The organism is Lapillicoccus sp. (genome assembly GCF_046595215.1).
Taxonomy (GTDB): domain Bacteria; phylum Actinomycetota; class Actinomycetes; order Actinomycetales; family Dermatophilaceae; genus Lapillicoccus.
Genome location: NZ_JBKJPP010000002.1, coordinates 1 through 16,661, shown reverse-complemented (window position 1 = coordinate 16,661; position 16,661 = coordinate 1). Strand labels below are relative to the sequence as shown.

Annotated in this window: 15 protein-coding genes; 8 read left to right on the top strand and 7 right to left on the bottom strand. The window is 70.2% G+C overall.

What is annotated here, in order from left to right; translation table 11 throughout:
* Positions 1-806: ROK family protein (locus ACLL9L_RS00100; protein ID WP_411282601.1), on the bottom strand; the 806-nt coding region annotated here is incomplete at its 3' end.
* 166 nt (positions 807-972) lie between these two features.
* Between ACLL9L_RS00100 and ACLL9L_RS00095 the strand changes: the two genes are divergently transcribed.
* The 5 genes from ACLL9L_RS00095 to ACLL9L_RS00075 are packed head-to-tail and all read left to right on the top strand — an operon-like array spanning position 973 to position 6,095.
* A complete protein-coding gene (locus ACLL9L_RS00095) occupies positions 973-2,232 on the top strand; it encodes an extracellular solute-binding protein (RefSeq protein WP_411282600.1) in 1,260 nt (419 codons plus the stop codon).
* Between the two features lie 2 nt (positions 2,233-2,234).
* On the top strand, positions 2,235-3,185 hold the full coding sequence (locus tag ACLL9L_RS00090) for a carbohydrate ABC transporter permease (protein ID WP_411282599.1): 951 nt from the start codon (positions 2,235-2,237) through the stop codon (positions 3,183-3,185).
* On the top strand, positions 3,185-4,060 hold the full coding sequence (locus ACLL9L_RS00085; protein WP_411282598.1) for a carbohydrate ABC transporter permease: 876 nt from the start codon (positions 3,185-3,187) through the stop codon (positions 4,058-4,060). Before ACLL9L_RS00090 ends, ACLL9L_RS00085 begins: the two co-directional genes overlap by 1 nt.
* Positions 4,057-5,019: an N-acetylglucosamine kinase gene (locus tag ACLL9L_RS00080; protein ID WP_411282597.1), complete on the top strand. Its 963-nt coding sequence runs from the start codon at positions 4,057-4,059 to the stop codon at positions 5,017-5,019. The genes ACLL9L_RS00085 and ACLL9L_RS00080 overlap by 4 nt, the downstream gene beginning before the upstream one ends.
* 11 nt (positions 5,020-5,030) lie before the next feature.
* Positions 5,031-6,095 carry an SIS domain-containing protein gene (locus ACLL9L_RS00075; RefSeq protein ID WP_411282596.1) on the top strand — a complete coding sequence of 355 codons (1,065 nt, stop codon included), beginning with the start codon at positions 5,031-5,033 and terminating at the stop codon, positions 6,093-6,095.
* Positions 6,096-6,158: 63 nt separating this feature from the next.
* Here the strand turns inward: ACLL9L_RS00075 and ACLL9L_RS00070 are convergent, their stop codons facing one another.
* From ACLL9L_RS00070 to ACLL9L_RS00055, 4 genes are read right to left on the bottom strand one after another with little or no spacing between them, the layout of a single operon-like run.
* Positions 6,159-6,995 (bottom strand): class II fructose-bisphosphate aldolase, encoded by an 837-nt coding sequence (locus tag ACLL9L_RS00070; RefSeq protein ID WP_411282595.1) that lies wholly within the window; start codon positions 6,993-6,995, stop codon positions 6,159-6,161.
* On the bottom strand, positions 6,973-7,917 hold the full coding sequence (locus ACLL9L_RS00065) for a 1-phosphofructokinase family hexose kinase (RefSeq protein ID WP_411282594.1): 945 nt from the start codon (positions 7,915-7,917) through the stop codon (positions 6,973-6,975). The genes ACLL9L_RS00070 and ACLL9L_RS00065 overlap by 23 nt, the downstream gene beginning before the upstream one ends.
* Complete coding sequence (locus tag ACLL9L_RS00060) at positions 7,914-8,831, bottom strand: ROK family protein (protein WP_411282593.1); 918 nt, start codon at positions 8,829-8,831, stop codon at positions 7,914-7,916. The genes ACLL9L_RS00065 and ACLL9L_RS00060 overlap by 4 nt, the downstream gene beginning before the upstream one ends.
* A 1-nt stretch (position 8,832) precedes the next feature.
* Positions 8,833-9,750, bottom strand: a complete 918-nt coding sequence (locus tag ACLL9L_RS00055; protein WP_411282592.1) for an SIS domain-containing protein — start codon at positions 9,748-9,750, stop codon at positions 8,833-8,835.
* A gap of 244 nt (positions 9,751-9,994) precedes the next feature.
* Between ACLL9L_RS00055 and ACLL9L_RS00050 the strand changes: the two genes are divergently transcribed.
* The gene (locus ACLL9L_RS00050; RefSeq protein WP_411282591.1) at positions 9,995-10,981 is read left to right on the top strand and encodes a universal stress protein; all 987 of its coding nucleotides are present in this window, start codon (positions 9,995-9,997) and stop codon (positions 10,979-10,981) included.
* Between the two features lie 66 nt (positions 10,982-11,047).
* Here the strand turns inward: ACLL9L_RS00050 and ppdK are convergent, their stop codons facing one another.
* On the bottom strand, positions 11,048-13,807 hold the full coding sequence (gene ppdK, locus ACLL9L_RS00045) for a pyruvate, phosphate dikinase (protein ID WP_411282590.1): 2,760 nt from the start codon (positions 13,805-13,807) through the stop codon (positions 11,048-11,050).
* 172 nt (positions 13,808-13,979) lie between these two features.
* Between ppdK and ACLL9L_RS00040 the strand changes: the two genes are divergently transcribed.
* The gene (locus tag ACLL9L_RS00040; RefSeq protein WP_411282589.1) at positions 13,980-14,606 is read left to right on the top strand and encodes a uracil-DNA glycosylase; all 627 of its coding nucleotides are present in this window, start codon (positions 13,980-13,982) and stop codon (positions 14,604-14,606) included.
* A gap of 19 nt (positions 14,607-14,625) precedes the next feature.
* Here ACLL9L_RS00040 and ACLL9L_RS00035 read toward each other — a convergent pair whose 3' ends face one another.
* Complete coding sequence (locus ACLL9L_RS00035) at positions 14,626-15,765, bottom strand: TDT family transporter (RefSeq protein ID WP_411282588.1); 1,140 nt, start codon at positions 15,763-15,765, stop codon at positions 14,626-14,628.
* A gap of 168 nt (positions 15,766-15,933) precedes the next feature.
* On the opposite strand from ACLL9L_RS00035, the gene ACLL9L_RS00030 reads away from it, so the two are divergent.
* The coding region (locus ACLL9L_RS00030) for a LysR family transcriptional regulator (RefSeq protein ID WP_411282602.1) at positions 15,934-16,661 on the top strand (728 nt) is incomplete at its 3' end.

The window sequence follows — 16,661 nt, the reverse complement described above, 5'->3', positions numbered from 1 at the left end:
GCCGCTTCGCGCGCACGCGCGGCGATCGCCTCGGCGCCGATCCTCTGCTCGAGCGGACCGCGCTGGTCAGCCGCGAGTGGTTCACGCCCTCCACCCGGCGTGATGAACCCAATCTCTCCGGCGGCGGCCAGCGCGCCACGGTGCAGGCGACCAGCCAGGACAATGCCTGATCCCAGGCGCTCGCCCCACTGGACTGCCAAGAGCGTCGGGGCTGCCGTCTCCATCGCCTGCGAGATGGCGAGGGCCGCGAGGTTGGCGTCGTTCTCGAGCAGGACCGGGCAGTCGAACGTCTGGGCCAGGTGCTCGACGATCCTGATCTCCGGCCAGCCGGGCAGGCTGGGCGCGATCCGTGCGGAACCCCGCTCTGCGTCGATGAGCCCGGGGCTGCCGACGGCCACGGCTGCGATCCGGTCGGCGGACAAGCCGGTGGAGGCAAGTGCCTCAGCGACGGCGGCATCGATCGAGACGAGCAGCTGCGCGGCGTCGGTTGCCTTCCCTGTGCCCTCAGCCTTTCCGGTATGCCGCACCAGACCGAGTCGATGTCCGGTCAGGTCGGCGACGGCCACGGTGACGGAGTGGGCACCGACGTCGATCCCCATCACTGGAGCCGCCAGACCGTTGATGCTGTAACGGGTTGCCGGTCGACCCCGCGGCCGATCCTCCTGCGGCGCGTGCTGGGTCAGCCAGCCGGTCTCCAACAGATCTTCCACCGCCTGAGCTACCGTCGGTCGTGTCAAGGAGGTCAATGCGCCAAGCTCCGCAATACGAACTGGCGTGGGCGACACCTGACGGACGGCGTCGAGCACCACGGCTGTGTTGAGACGGCGAAGCACCGGAGTGCCAGCCGGTGAGCCGTTACTGATGCGTGTCATCTGAGTCCTTGCGTCCTGGCCGGTGTGTCCTATATAAAAGTAGCGTTCTTTATTAATGCGTCAACTGCAACTGCTCTTGGAGGAAATGATGGCTCGAAAAATGACCGGACTCATCGCCGGGCTCGCCGTGACGGCGTTGGCGCTGTCCGCGTGCGGCGGCGGCAGTGGCAGCGGCACGGCCGGTGGGTCGGGCGGCGACACCGCGAAGAAGGTCACCTCGATCAAGCTGGTGGCCGCGGAGTACTCCAAGGACAACACGGCGGCCTTCTGGAAGCAGTTCGCGGAGAAGTACAAGGCCAAGACCGGCATCGCCCTCGACGTGCAGGTGGTCAGCTGGGACAGCATCGACCAGCAGAGCTCGACGATGATCCAGAACAACAACGCCCCGGACCTGTTGAACCTGAACGTCTACGCGAGCTACGCGAAGGACAACCTTCTGTACTCCGCCGATGAGGTGCTTTCGGCGGAGGTGAAGTCGGACGTGCTCGACGCCTTCGTCAAGAGCGGGACCTACAAGGGCAAGATGTACGGCATGCCGGACCTCTCGTCGGCCCGTGCGCTCTTCTACAACAAGGACCTCTTCACCAAGGCCGGCATCGCTGGACCGCCGAAGACCTGGGCCGAGTTCGAGGACGCGGCCAAGAAGGTCCAGGCTCTGGGCGACGGCAACATCGGATACGCGATGCCGCTCGGCCCGGAGGAGTCCCAGGGCGAGTTCTCCATCTGGACGTTCAACAACGGTGGCGACTGGAAGGCCGACGGCAAGTGGGCCATCAACTCCGCCAAGAACGTGGAGACGCTGACCTTCCTGAAGAAGCTGGCGGTCACCGACAAGGTCACTCAGAACAACCCGGGCAAGACCAACCGCGCGCAGGCCTTCGACCTGTTCAAGTCCGGGAAGGCCGGCATGGTGGTTGGATTCTCGCCGCTTGCTGGTGCGCTCGATGAGGACAAGAAGGTCAACTACGCCGTCGCGCCGATGCCGACCAAAGAGGCCGGTGGCACCCCGCAGACCTTCGGCGTGACCGACTATCTGATGGCCTTCAAGAAGCCCGGCAACCAGGACGCGATCAAGGCGTTCTATGAGCTCTACTACCAGAAGGACCAGGTCAACGAGTTCATCAAGGCCGAGGGCTTCCTGCCCGTCACCAAGAGCGGCATCGAGGCGTTCAAGGCCGACGACAAGCTCAAGGTCTACCTCGACACCCTGCCCAACGTGCACCTCACCCCCACCGACGATCCCACCTGGGACAAGGTCAAGCTGGCCGTCCAACAGAATCTCGGCGCGGCCGTCGGCGACGCAGGTGACCCCAAGACCGTCCTTGACGCACTGCAGAAGACCGCCGAGAACGGCGGCTGATCGTGGCCGGGACCCTCACGGCGACGGAGCGGCCCGAGGCGCCGCCCCGTCGCCGGGCGGGACGCCGCCGAGGTGGCCGCAACCTCGGGGCCGCCCTGCTCTGGCTCGGTCCGGCACTGCTGCTGATCGCCGGCGTCGTCATCTACCCTGCGGTCGAGCTCGTCAAGGCCGCGCTCAGCACCTACTCCATCACCGGCCTCCGACTCGGTGACGCGGGTCTGAGGAACTTCACGCGGGTGCTGAGCCACCCGGACCTCGCGACCGTGCTGGTGAACACGGTGCTCTGGGTCGTCGTCGTCGTCGCGCTGACCATCCTCGTCAGCCTCGCGGTGGCGCAGCTGCTGGCCAAGGACTTCTTCGGCCGCAAGGTGGTGCGCTGGGCGATCATCGTGCCGTGGGCGGCCTCCCTGGTCATCACCGCGAAGACGTTCACGATGATCTATGACTACTACTACGGCACGTTGAACCTGGTCCTGACGACCCTCCACCTCACCAGCCAACCCATCGACTTCCTCGGCAACGACTCCTGGGTCATGCCGTCGATGATGCTCGTCGGCGTGTTCGTCTCGGTCCCCTTCACCGCCTATGTGTTCGTGGCCGGCCTCAATGCCATCCCCCAGGACGTCTACGAGGCGGCCAGGGTCGACGGAGCCAAACCGTGGCAGGTCTACTGGCGGATCACGTTACCGTTGCTGCGTCCTGCCCTGCTGGTGGCCAGCGTCCTCAACATCATCTACGTGTTCAACTCGTTCCCGATCATCTACACCCTCAACGACCGCAACCCCGGCTTCGGGCACGACACGACGATCACGTTCATGTACAAGCTGGCCTTCAAGAGTGCCGAGAAGGACGTGGGCATGTCGGCCGCCGCGGGAGTCTTCAACGTGGTCCTCATCCTCCTTGTCGTGCTGGTCTACCTGCGCACCGTCAAGTGGCAGGAGGAGGAGCGCTGATGGCCATCCTCGCGCCGACGTCCCCCACCGTGGTCCCGGGCGGTGCGTCCAGCTGGCAGCGCAGCCGTCGCTTCGTCCTGCCGGTCGTGGGGTTCGCGGTGGCGCTGGCCTTCCTCGCGCCCTACATCGTGATGCTCCTGAACTCGCTGCGTCCCAGCAGCGACGTGGTCCAGACACCGCCGACTCTTCTTCCTCGCACGTGGCAGCTCTCGACCTACGCCCAGGTGCTGGGGGACGAGCGCTTCCTCAACTACCTCAAGACCTCGATGATCGTCGCCGTCTCCTCGACGCTCATCGTGATCCTCGTGGCGATTCCCGCGGCATACTTCACGGCGCGGTTTCGCTTCCCCGGACGCACGGCGTTCCTGCTGCTGGTGCTCATCACCCAGATGTTCTCCCCGACGTCGCTGGTCGTGGGCCTCTACCGCGAGTTCTTCAACCTCAACCTGGTCAACACCTACGGGGCGATCATTCTGACCAACGCCGCGTTCAACCTCGCCTTCGCGGTGTGGATCCTGCACGGCTTCTTCTCCTCCATCCCCACGGAGGTCGAGGAGGCCGCGCACCTCGACGGCTGTGGCCGGCTCGCCACCCTGCTCAGGATCATGCTGCCTCTGACCCTGCCCGGGATCGTGACGGCGATCGTCTTCACCTTCATCGCCGCGTGGAACGAGTACGTCGTCGCGCTGACCCTCATGCTCGACGAGGACAAGAAACCGCTGACGGTCGGGATCACCTCGTATGTCACCGGATACGAGCAACACTGGGACCAGCTCTTCGGCGCCTCGGTCATCGCGATCATCCCGGTGGTGATCCTGTTCGCGTTCATCGAGAAGCACCTGGTCGGTGGTCTCACCGCCGGGTCCATCAAGTGATCGACCTCCCCCTCCCACCGGGTATGCCGGGGGCTGGCACCCAGGGACCCACGATCGTCGGCCTGGACGTCGGGGGGTCGAAGACCCGGGTGGCGCTCTCGGTCGCCGGGAGGCTGTCGACCTGCACGGTTGGTAGCGCCAACGTGGCCTCGGTCGGCCCAGCGGAGGTCGCAGCGGCCCTCGACGAGGTCGTGGCCTGGCTCGGACATTACGGCCGGACAACCGCCGAGGACGCCACGGTGGTCTGCGCCGGGGCGGCCGGCGTCGACTCGCCCGAGACCATGCTCCGGCTGAGGAGCCACCTGTCCCAACGGTTTCCCAGGGCCAGGATCCACGTCGTCCACGACAGCCGACTCATTCTGGCTGCGTGTGGCCTGGACGCAGGGACCGTCGTCATCTCCGGAACCGGCGCAGTGGCGTGGGGTCGGCGACCGGACGGCCACGAGGCCCGCGCCGGCGGCTGGGGCTACCTCCTGGGCGACGAGGGCAGCGGGTACGGCATCGTCCGCGCCGCGGTGAGGCACGCACTGCGGGAGGTCGACACGGGCCGGGATCCGGGTCGGCTCACCGTGGCCCTGATGGAGGCGTGCGCCCGGAAACACCCCTGGGAGCTGCTCGACCTGTTCTATGCCCAGCCCGAACGTCACTACTGGGCCGGCTTGTCCGCAGCCGTGCTCGACCTGGCGGGCCAGGACGACCCCGTGAGCCTGGACATCGTTGCCGGGGGCGCCCGTGTCCTCGCCGACCTGGCGCTCACGGTGACCAGCCGGCTGGGCACCGCCGGGCCCATCGTCCTCGCCGGAGGGCTCATGCGTCACGTGCCGGACTACGCGGGCCGCGTCAGCGCCCTGCTGGCGCAGGCAGGCCAGCACCAGGTCCGGGTCCTCCAGAGCGACCCGGTCCTGGGCGCCGTCCGGCTGGCTGACGAGCTGGCCCACGCGCCCTCCCCCCTCCACTGAGAGAAGCTCTCATGCCCGCTCCACCTCCTCCATCAGCATCGACCTCGCCCGGCTCGCTGATGGCCGCCGAGATCGCCGAGCAGCCGGAGATGTTCGCCCGGCTCCTTCGCCCCGGTGCACCCGAGGTGCGCGCGATCGCGAACCAGATACGTGCGGCGGACCCCCGTTTCGTCGTGCTGGCCGCCAGAGGCACGAGCGACCACGCCGCCCTCTACGGCAAGTACCTCGTCGAGATCGAGCTGGGGCTGCCAGCAGGTCTGGCATCGCCGTCCTCACTCACGGCCTACGGTGCCAAGCCGAACTTCACCGACGTGCTCTGGGTCGCGATCAGCCAGTCGGGTGGCTCGCCGGACCTGGTGGAGTCCACCGCGGCCGCGCGACGCGCCGGCGCCCTGACCCTCGCCGTGACCAACGCCCCCGAGTCACCGCTCGCCGCCGCAGCCCAGCTGCACCTGGACGTGAGGGCCGGTGCGGAGCGGTCGGTCGCGGCGACCAAGAGCTACACCGCCGAGCTGCTGATGCTCTGGCTGCTCGTCGACGCCTGGCGTGGAGGCGACGGACACGCGGCCGAGGTGCTGCCGCAGCTGGCGTCGACGGTGCTGCAGCGCCGGGACGACCTCGTCGTGGCCGACCGATACCGCTTCGTGGAGAAGATCGTGACCACTGCTCGCGGTTACGCCTACCCGACCGCACGCGAGGCGTCCCTGAAGCTGATGGAGACGTCGTATCTTTCGGCTCACGCGTTCTCCGGTGCCGACCTGCTGCACGGCCCGCTGGCCATGATCGACCAGGACCGTCCCGTGATCTGCATCGTGCCCGAAGGCGTCGGCGGGCAGGCGATGCAGCCCGTTCTGGAGCGGCTCCGGGAACGACACGCCGACCTGTGCATCGTCGGCGACGCCCGGTTCGCGTGCGGTGACGAGACGTTGGTCGCGTTGCCCGGAGGGTTGCCGGAGCAGCTGTCGCCCATCCTGCAGATCATCCCCCTGCAGCGGCTGGCCCTGACCATGGCTCTTGCCCGCCACCACGATCCCGACGCGCCACGAGGGCTGCGCAAGATCACGCAGACGTGGTAGTTCCCCGGCTCGCCCCGATCACCACCCGAGCCCCGCCCCGACCACCACCCGAAGCCGCCCCGATCACCGCCCCGCGAGCAGCTCGAGCAGCCGGGCCGCCTCGTCGGCCACGGCGGTCCGGCTCGCGCCGAGGTAGGTCCGTGTGTCGACGACCGTCGGGTGCGCGTCGAGGAACTCCCGGAGGGCAGCAGTGAAGACGGCGTTGAGGTGGGTGGCGATGTTGACCTTCGTCATGCCGGCGCGGACGGCTGCGACGAGGTCGGCGTCCGCCACCCCCGAGGACCCGTGGAGAACGAGGGGCACGGGCACCCGCTCGTGGATCGCGGCGATGAGGGCGAGGTCGAGTCGGGCAGTCCGGCTCGACATGGCGTGCGATGACCCCACCGCCACCGCCAGGGCATCGACTCCGGTGTCCGTCACGAACCGCGCGGCGTCGGCCGGGTCGGTGCGCACGCCCGGAGCGTGGACGCCGTCCTTGCCGCCGATCTCGCCGAGCTCCGCCTCGACGCTCACCCCTGACCCGTGGCAGTGGTCGACGACCCGACGTGTCGTCCGGCGGTTCGTGTCGTCGTCGAGCCTGGAGGCGTCGAACATCACCGACGTGAAGCCCAGCCCGATGGCCTCCTCGACGAGAGCCTCGCTCTGTGCGTGGTCGAGGTGAAGGACACACGGGACAGACACTGAGGCAGCAACTGCCTTGGTGGCCAACGCGATCGGTGCCAGACTGCCGTGGTAGCGCACCGCGTTCTCGCTGATCTGGAGCACCACGGGCAGGCCGGTGCGCTCCGCCGCGGCGACGAGCGCCTCGGCGTGCTCGAGCTGGATGACGTTGAACGCCCCGACCCCGCGGCCTTCGCTGACGGCGTCGGCGAGCACCTCATCGAGCCTGGCCAGCGTCATCTCGTTCCTCCATCTCGACATCGGGCGCCAGGCGGGCCACATCCGCGGGGTCAACCGCACCGGCGAGGGGTTGGAGCACGGCAGCCGCAGACCAGGCCACCGCGTCGGCGAGCATGGTCGGCCAGTCGTGCCCGGTGGCCAGGCCGGCAGCCAGGGCGGCCACCATGGCGTCACCTGCGCCCGTGGGGTTGCCCGACAGCCTCGCCCGCAAGCGGGCACTGAGCGGGCGGCAGTCCCGGGGCAGCGCCAGGACGCCGCCACCTCCGAGCGAGACCACGACATCGAGGGCCCCGAGACCTCGCAGGGCCGCGGCGCCGGCGACCGGGTCGGTCTCGCCGGTGGCGGCCGTCAGCTCGGCGAGATTGGGCTTGACGACATCGGGGTGGGCCGCCGCGGCGCACCGGAGCGGGATGCCCTCGGCATCGACGATGGTCCGCGCCCCGGCCGCCTGCGCGACGACGATGAGCTGGGCGTACGCGTCGTCGGGGACCCCCCGGGGGAGGCTGCCGGACAGGACGACGACCGTGGCACTCACCCGGAGTATGAGTCCGGCGAGATCCTCGACGAAGGCCGACCACTCACCCGGCGTGACGGGTGGCCCGGGTTCGTTGAAGATCGTCGCGTCACCGTCGGCGATCGAGACGACGGTGACGGTCCGCCTCGACGCTCCGGCGCAGGTGGAGAATGCGTGGGCCAGGCCCCGGGCGTCGAGGTCGCCGGTGATCTGGGCGCCCGTCCGCCCACCGAGCAGGCCCGTCGCCATCGCCGGGACACCCAGGCAGCCGAGGACCGAGGCCACGTTGACGCCCTTGCCGCCTGCTCGCTCACGCACGGTCCGCACCCGGTGGCTGCAGTGCGGCACGAGCGCGTCGATCTCGTAGGTGACATCGAGTGCGGCGTTGAGCGTGACGGTGAGGATCACTGGGCGTCCCAGGCCAGACAGGCAGCACCGAGGCAGCCCGCGCGGTCACCCAGGGCCGCCCGGGCGACGTCGGGGGGACGTTGGAGGGTCAGTCGCTCGGAGATCTCGCTGCGCAACGGCCCGAGCAGCGTCTCTCCGCTCTGCGCCAGTCCACCGCCCACGAGGACGAGCTCCACGCCCGTGATGGTGACGGTCGCGACGATGGCCTGCGCCAGCGCCCCCACGGCTCGGCTCCAGACAGCCACGGCGGCGGGCTCCCCGGCGCCCGCCAGACGGGCCACCGTCTCGGCGTCGACGAACCGGCCGGACAAGGCGGCATACTCGCGCTCCACGGCAGCGGCCGAGGAGATGCCCTCGAGGCAGCCGTTGCCGCCGCAGGGGCACGGCGGCCCGGCGGCGTCGACGACGAGGTGGCCGAGCTCGCCGGCCCATCCGTCGGCACGGACCACCCGGCCATCGAGCATCAGGGCGCCGGCGATGCCGGTGCCCACGGGGATGAAGAGGACGTTCCTCGCTCCGCGGGCGCCGCCGATCCTGGCCTCCGCGACGAGGCCGGCGCGGACATCGTGTCCGACCTCGGTCGGAAGGCGGGTCACGGACTCGACCGCGTCGCGGATCGGGAGGTCCCTCCACCCGAGATTGACCGACAGCCGGCCGGTGCCGGTCGACTCGTCGACGAGCCCGGGGACGACGACACCGCACGCGACGAGCCTGACCTGGCCGCCGTCGCCCTCGACGTGGGCGACGAGCCGGTCGATCGAGGCGCTCACCGCACCGGCAATGTCCTGGCTGATGTCGCGCGGCGTGGGCTCGGTGGTGTGGATGAGCGCGGTCAACTCCCGGTCGACGAGGGCGGCCTTGATCCGGGTGCCACCGATGTCGACCGCGGCGACGACGTCCACGGGCGTCGACACGTCAGCGCTGCGCCGGCGTCAGGATGATCGAGCGGGTGAGGTGGCGCGGGTGATCGGGATCCAGGTCGAGCTGGCGAGCTTTGGCGAGACAGAGACGATGGACCCGGACCAGCTCCGCCAACGGGTCGATGTCCCGGTGCTCGAAGTGGGCTCCCGTGCCGGCGACCTGCTCGGCCAGACCCGGGGGGACGGCGCCAAGGGCCCAGGTGACCCTGCCGGTCGCCGCGATGCTGACCGGGCCGTGGCGATACTCCATCGCCGGGTAGGACTCGGTCCAGAACTGGGCCGACTCGCGCAGTTTGAGGCCGGCCTCCGCCGCCAGCCCGACAGTCCAGCCACGGCCGAGAAAGGTCACCTGCTCCGCCTTGGCGATCGCGGCCAGGCTGGTGACCTCGTCCTCGGCGAGCACGGCACGGGCGTCCGCGATGGCCGGCGCGAGGTCCTCGCCGAGCGAGGCACGCAGCAGCGCGAGTGTCGATGTCGCGAAGCGGGTCTGGACCACTGACTCCTCGTCGACCTCGCTGAGCAGGATGACATGGTCGGCCAGCGTCGTGACCGGCGATCCCGCGGTCGCCACGATCACCGTCGTCGAGACGCTCCGACCCCGGAGCGACTCCAGCACCTCGATGACCTCGGTCGTCGTGCCTGAACGCGTGATGACCAGGACGGCGTCGTAGTCCCGTCCGAGCCGGTGCTCGCTCGCGGCGAAGGCGTCGGTCTCGCCGTGGCCGCCCTCCTCGCGCAGCACGGCATACGCCTGGGCCATGAAGAAGGAGGTGCCGCAGCCGATGACGGCGACCCGTGCTCCCCGGGCCGGGAACGCGTCCGCGAACTCCGCGACGCGCGCGGTGACACCCGCCCAGTCGCTTGGTTGGCCGAAGACCTCGGTGCTGAGGTGACTGTTCGGGTTGAAGCTCATGACACACCCTGTCGCGACTGATGACGACTGCTTCGTCACACAAACGATCACAAAATATCACCGTGGCGACGACGACCATCACGATGACGATGCGGGGGAGCGGGAACCGGACACCGCCGGCGCGAGGGTCCGGGTCCCGGCGCGCGGATCCGGGACGTTCGACCCTGTGAGGGGAGACCGTCAGAGCCGACGCTGTGAGGGAGGGCAACCCCGAGGTCGCTCCTTCACCAGTCCGGAGGCCCTGATGGCTCGCACACCCGATCAGCAGTCCGCCCCCGACGCGGGCGCTCCACACCTCGCCCCCCACCGGACCGTCGTCGTCGGGTGTGACGGCTCCTGGCAGAGCCGGCTCGCCCTGGAGCGAGCCGCGACCGAGGCCCGGCGACGCGGGGCACGACTGGTCGTGCTCGGTGTCGCCGTCCCGAGCAGGGCGGGGCAGGTCTTCAGCCGCGGCGACTGGGCGCGCGTCAGCAACGAGGCCGCGCAGAGCGCCCGATACGTCGTCGTTGACGCGTGTCGGCGGGTGACGGAGGCCTACCCGGACGTCCCCGTCAGCGCGGTCGTTGCGGAGACCGTCAAGGACCGTGCGGTCGCCGAGCTCGGCGCCCTCGCCGAGCTGCTCGTCCTCGGTCGCCGGGGTGCGGGGGGGCGAGGCGTCTTCGTCCTGGGCTCGATGAGCGACGAGCTCGCACGACGGTTCTGGTGCCCGCTGCTCATCTGCCAGGACGACCCGGGCAGCGGTCCCGAGCGCCCCGACAAGGTCTCCTCCGTCGTCGTGGGCATCAGCTCCCAGCACGACGCCGACGTCATCCTCGACCTCGCGGCCGCCGAGGCGCAGGCGCGGGCGTGCCCCCTGACGATCGTGCGGGCCCAAGGTGGCCACGTCGGCGACCGGGATCCCCTCCTCGACCGGGTCTGGCAGTGGCTTCAGGACCGCACGGACGGCCAGGAGACACCGGCCGTCGCCGGAGCGGGCAGCCACGTGGCAACGAGCACACCCTCTGTCGTGGTCACCAAGGACGAGCCGGTGACCGCCTTGGTGAACCGCGTGGAGCAGGGCGACCTGCTCGTGGTGGGGACTCGGGGTGAGGGCAGCCTCGCCGGCCTCATCGTCGGTTCGGTGGCACGAGGCGTGCTCGACCGTATGCCGTGCGACATCCTCATCGTCCGCGCGACGACTCGTCAGCCGCAGCCGCCGACCGTCGTCAACCTCGATCCGGTGCGCTCCTGACGTTCACACTCCTGACGTTCACACTCGGGCTGACGCCGCCCCGCTCCGTCGGACCGCTGCACCTCATCACTGCGTCGGCACACCGACGGGCGCGGACCGTGCCCCAGCGCTCTGCGCCGAGCCCGCCGGGAGGACGGCGGCGCGGCCGGCTTCGAGCCGGGCCACCGGCACCCGCGGCGGTGAGCACGAGACGTAGTCGAGGCCGCAGTCCGCGAAGTAGCGCACCGATGCGGGGTCGCCCGCGTGCTCGCCGCAGGCACCGAGTCCGAGAGCGGGTCGTGCTGCCCGGCCCTCCGCGATGGCGCACTGCACGAGCCGACCGACACCGACCTGGTCCAGCGTTTCGAACGGGTCGTCCCTGACCAACCCGCAGCTGCGGTACTCGCTGAGGAAGCTGCCCTCGGCGTCGTCGCGGGAGATGCCCCAGGTCGTCTGCGTGAGGTCGTTCGTGCCGAAGGAGAAGAAGGTCGCGGCTCGCGCCAGGGCGCCCGCCGTCAGGGCGGCACGGGGCAGCTCGATCATGACACCGACGGGCAGGTCGAGGTCTACCTCGTGGGCTGCTGCGACGAAGGCGACGGCCGCCGCGATCCTGGCCCTGGCGGCTTCGAGCTCGGCGACGTCCGCCACGAGCGGCACCAGCACCTCGGCCACCGGGCTCAGTCCGCGGGCCCGGAGGGCGAGGATCGCCTCGCACAGCCCCCGGACCTGGGCATCGATGATCTCGGGCAGCACCGAGAGCAGCCGCACTCCGCGCAGCCCCAGCATGGGGTTGGTCTCGTGCCAGCGGCGCACCGCTGCCAGCTGCTCGACGAGCTCAGGGTCGACGTGACCGGCCACCTCGTCCACGGCGACCCGGACGGACAGCTCGACGAGGTCGGGCAGGAACTCGTGCAGCGGCGGGTCGAGCAGGCGCACGACCACGGGGAGCCCGTCCATCGCCTCCATGACGCCGGTCAGCTCGTCACAGGTGATCTTCTGGATGGCCTCGAGGGTGGGTCCACGGTCATGACTGGTCAGCAGACGTTCCACCAGCACCCGGCGCGCACCGAGCAGCATGTGCTCGGTGCGGCAGAGGCCGATGCCCGCAGCGCCGTGGCCGCGCGCGGACACCGCGTCGGGCCCGGTCTCGGCGTTGGCGCGGACCCCCAGAGTGCGGCGCAGGTCAGCGTGTGCGAGGACGCGCAGGACAGCCCTCACCAAGGGATCGGCGGAGTGCTCGACGTGGCCCGGATCGCCGGCGTGTCCGACGGCCTCGGCGACCTGGCTGGGCTGGACCTCGAGACGTCCTCGATGGATCTGCCCACTGGACCCGTCGACGGAGATGATGTCGCCCCGGACCAGGACGAACCCGCCGGGCCACCGTGCCTGTCCGTTCTCCACGTCGACCTCGAGACCCTCGACGCCCGTGACACAGGTCCGTCCGACGCCCCGGGCGACGACGGCCGCGTGTGACGTCAGCCCTCCGCGCGCGGTGACGACTGCCACCGACGCGAGCATCCCGCCGACGTCATCGGCGCTGGTCTCGGGGCGCACCAGGACGACGGCGCGGCCCGCGGCGCCCCAGGCCTCGGCGGTCCCGGAGTCGAAGACGGCCTCTCCCACGGCCGCTCCGGGGCTGGCCGGCAGGCCCGTGGCGATGACGTCGTCGTCTGTGGCCGCCCTGAACCGCGGGTGGAGCAGGGACTGCAGCTGGGGGCCGGTGACGCGACGCAGCGCCTCGTCCATGTCGATGTGTCCCTCGTCGACGAGGTCGCAGGCGATCCGGAACGCTGCTGCGGCGCTGCGCTTGCCCACTCGGGTCTGGAGGATCCACAGGTGTCCTTCCTCGATGGTGAACTCCACGTCGCACATGTCGCCGTAGTGGTTCTCCAGGGTGTGGACGTGCCGGAGCAGCCCCTCGTAGCACTCGGGCTCGAGATCCGCGAGACCGGAGAGCGCGAGCGTGGCCCGGCTGCCGTTGACGACATCCTCGCCCTGGGCATTCGCGAGGTAGTCGCCATAGATGCCGGGCGCTCCCCCCGCGGGATCCCGCGTGAAGCACACGCCGCTCCCCGAGCGGGCACCGGCATTGCCGTAGACCATCTCCACGACGCTGACCGCCGTCCCCAGATCATCGGGGATGCCCTCGTGGGCTCGGTAGCGTCGGGCCCGCTGCCCGTTCCACGAGTCGAAGACGGCGACGACGGCGCGCCGCACCTGCTCCTGCGGGTCCTGGGGCAGGTCCTCCCCGGACTCCTCAACCAGGATCCGCCGGAAGTCGAGGGTCAGGCCGCGCAGGGTGTGCGCGTCCAACCCGGTGTCGTCGGCGACGCCACTCCTCTCACGCGCGCGGGCCAGTCGCTCCTCGAAGCGTCCCTCGTCAACGCCCAGGACCGTCCGGCCATACATCTGCACCAGTCGGCGGTAGCAGTCCCACGCGAATCGAGGTCCCCGGCGGGTGGCCAGCGCCTCGACGACCGCGTCGGTCATCCCGACGTTGAGGACGGTTTCCATCATGCCCGGCATCGAGCTGCGGGCCCCGGAGCGCACCGAGACCAGGAGGGGATCCGTGGGGTCGCCGAGCCGCCGTCCGGCGACGTGCTCCAGGACAGCGATCTGCTCGACGAGCTGGGGCTCGAGCCGGACGGGCGGGTGACCGAGGCGCAGGTAGTCGCGGCACGCCTCGGTTGTGATGACGAACCCGTGTGGCACGGGCAGTCCCAACCGCGTCATCTCCGCGAGGTTGGCCCCCTTGCCGCCGAGCAGGTCCGCCATGGAGCGGTCACCCTCCCCGAACGGCACCACGAGGGGCTGGACGTCGGGCTCTGCACTGACGACGGTGGTCATGAGGCTTCTCCTCTGGATCGGACTCTCTTCCCGTCATCGTCCGAGGAACGAGCCGGGTCCAGAAGAGACCTTCGTCCCGGAACCGCCCGGACGGAGGCCTGGGAGCGGGGTCCTACACGACGACCTGCGGGCGGGCCCGTGGCTCCGGGTTGCGGTGCCGCATGATGGTCGCGTGCGAGACGACGTGCGGATCTCCAAGCTGGCACGGTTGGACCAGGACCACGTGGCGGTGCTGAGCGAGCTGGTGCGGAGCTGGCGGCAGGGCCCCGACGGTCGCCGGACCGTGCCGTGGTTCGACCCCGACGGTGGCGGCGTCCGGGCGCGGGTGCTGCTGCTGATGGAGGCGCCCGGTCCGCACACCCTCCGGGATGGCGATGATGGCTTCTGCTCAGAGGAGAACGCCGATCCCACCAACCGTGCCGTGCGCGCCGCCCGCGCACGGGCGGGACTGGACCAGCGCGAGTGCCTCAAGTGGAACGTCATGCCCTGGACCCCCACCGACCGTGACGGTCGGTGGGCGGCGCCCAGAGTGGGCGATCTCGAGGCAGCCCGACCGGCCCTTGTTGCGATCCTCAGGCACCTCCCTGAGCTGAGGGCCGTGATCACGTTCGGGGCGCCTGCTCTGAGTGGGCTGATGCGCGCCTTGACCCTCGAGACACCAACGGTCGTCGTACCCGTCCTCGGAGTCCCCCATCCCTCACAACGCAACGCCCGCCGCCGTGAGGAGTCAGGACGCCGCATCGCGACGGCGTTCGATTGGGCCGCCCTGCGCGCCAACGAGGGCAGACCGGCCACCTGAGGGGGCCGTGCGGACTGGATCAGCCCAGTCTCGGAGGAAGCAGGAGGCGGCCGTGGGCAGCGAACCGCGCTGTCCGGATGAAGACCGTGGCCCAGGCGACGAGCAGGAACAGGTATAGCGCGACCGCTGCTCCGGCGAAGACGTCGAGGCCGGTGCGGACCGCGAGGCCACTGGTGCCGGTGACCAGGGTGCCGACGGGGAAGGTGAAGCTCCACCAGGTCAGGCTGAATGGAAGGTGGTCCCTGACGGTTCTGACAGTGATCGTCGCGGCGATGGCCAACCAGAGGATCGCGAAGCCCCACGTCGAGAGTCCGTAGAACAGGGCGAGGACGGCGGCGCCGTCGGCGTAGGGGGCGGGGAGAACGTCCTTGGCGGCGTTGCCCATCAACCCGGCCGCGGTGACGGACTGCCCCAGCGGGCCCAGGACGATCCACAACGTCGGGACCGCGGCCGCTGCCCCGATCTGGTGTCGCGCCAGCCGGCCCCAGATCAAGGTGATGACCACGATGCTCGCGAAGAGCGACAGCCCGAAGAGGACGTAGCAGCCCAGGAGCAAGGTCTCGCGAGGCTGTCCGGCGGCGGCATACGGCACGAGCAGGGCTCCGGTGCTGGCCGAGACCATCGGGGGCACGATCGGCATGAGCCAGCCGCCGAAGGCGCTTTCGGGCGTGTTCTCGTGTCGGGTGAAGGCGTAGTAAGGCACGATCGCGGCGCTCATCAGGCCGGTGATCGTCCCGGCGCTCCAGAGCACCCAGTCCAGGTTGAGCGCCGCGGGTAGCCCGATGAGGTCCTTGCCGACCAGCAGGGCGCCCGCGCCGACGGTCAACATCGCCATCGGCGGCGCCCCGTAGAAGTGGCTCATCACCGGGTGCGAGACATGGGCCCGCGCGCGCTGCGGGTGCCTGAGCCAGTGTGCGGCGCTCGCCCCCAGGAGGACCACGAGCAGCGCGGCCGCGACGACCCACACGGCGAGGGCGAAGCCGCGCTGTCCCACAACCTGCACCGGCAGGGTGACGGCGGCGGTCGCGACGATCCCGGTCCCCATCACCGCGGCAAACCAGTTCGGTCCACAATGTTTGACGGCGTCCGCGGGCCGGGCGAGGGCGGGGAAGGGGCGGCGGTCGGACGTGGTCGCTCGGTGCGGACGGTCAAGGGTCATCAGCATGATCACTCCGGTAGCGGGGGACGTAGTTCTTCAACTGTGGTCGGCGCAGCGCGTGTGGAGTAGAGGGCACGACGTGATGCACCCATCAGGCGGCGTTATGGGTGGTATCTTGCGCCGGTGCTGTCGCAGCGGGTCCCGGACCTTGATTCCCTCGAGTTACTCATGGCCGTGGCAGCGACCGGGAGCCTGGGCCGCGCCGGGGCCGCGCGAGGCATCAGCCAGCCGGCCGTCAGTGCCCGGATCCGAAGGATGGAACAGGTCGTCGGGTTGGCCCTGGTGGAGCGCACCCCGAGGGGGTCGGTGCTGACTGCCGCAGGCTCCCTCGTGGCTGACTGGGGGCGCGATGTGCTCTCGGCCGCAGCCGTGCTGGATGCCGGGATCACGTCGTTGCGCAGCGACCGCGACGGTCGACTCCGTGTCGCTGCCAGCCTCACCGTCGCCGAGCACCTGTTGCCCCACTGGCTCGTTCGTCTGGCGGCCGGGCACCCGGAGACCGCGGTCAGTCTCGACGCCGTGAACACCACCGAGGTGGTGCGTCAGGTGCTGCGGGGTGAGGCCGACCTGGGCTTTGTCGAAGGGCCCGGACTGCCCGCCGGACTGACGGGGCGGATCGTGGCCAGGGACCGGCTGCTGGTCGTCGTCGCGGGCACCCATCCATGGGCCCGACGACGTCGGCCGCTGTCCGCCGCCGAGCTCGCGGCCACCCGCCTGGTCCACCGTGAGCCCACATCCGGCACCCGAACCGCGCTCGAGGCCGCCCTGTCCGCCTACGCTCCCCTCGCGACGCCGTTGCTCGAACTGTCCTCGACGAGTGCGGTGCGTTCCGCCGTGGTCGCCGGGGCCGGCCCCGCGGTGCTCAGCAGCCTCGCCGTCCGGGACGACCTGGACAA

Bases quoted from the DNA above. Each gene is read 5' to 3' on its own strand.
- ACLL9L_RS00070 (WP_411282595.1), bottom strand. From the start codon at position 6,995: ATGACGCTGGCCAGGCTCGATGAGGTGCTCGCCGACGCCGTCAGCGAA.
- ACLL9L_RS00095 (WP_411282600.1), top strand. From the start codon at position 973: ATGACCGGACTCATCGCCGGGCTCGCCGTGACGGCGTTGGCGCTGTCC.
- ACLL9L_RS00085 (WP_411282598.1), top strand. From the start codon at position 3,185: ATGGCCATCCTCGCGCCGACGTCCCCCACCGTGGTCCCGGGCGGTGCG.
- ACLL9L_RS00050 (WP_411282591.1), top strand. From the start codon at position 9,995: ATGGCTCGCACACCCGATCAGCAGTCCGCCCCCGACGCGGGCGCTCCA.
- ACLL9L_RS00055 (WP_411282592.1), bottom strand. From the start codon at position 9,750: ATGAGCTTCAACCCGAACAGTCACCTCAGCACCGAGGTCTTCGGCCAA.
- ACLL9L_RS00075 (WP_411282596.1), top strand. From the start codon at position 5,031: ATGCCCGCTCCACCTCCTCCATCAGCATCGACCTCGCCCGGCTCGCTG.
- ppdK (WP_411282590.1), bottom strand. From the start codon at position 13,807: ATGACCACCGTCGTCAGTGCAGAGCCCGACGTCCAGCCCCTCGTGGTG.
- ACLL9L_RS00035 (WP_411282588.1), bottom strand. From the start codon at position 15,765: ATGACCCTTGACCGTCCGCACCGAGCGACCACGTCCGACCGCCGCCCC.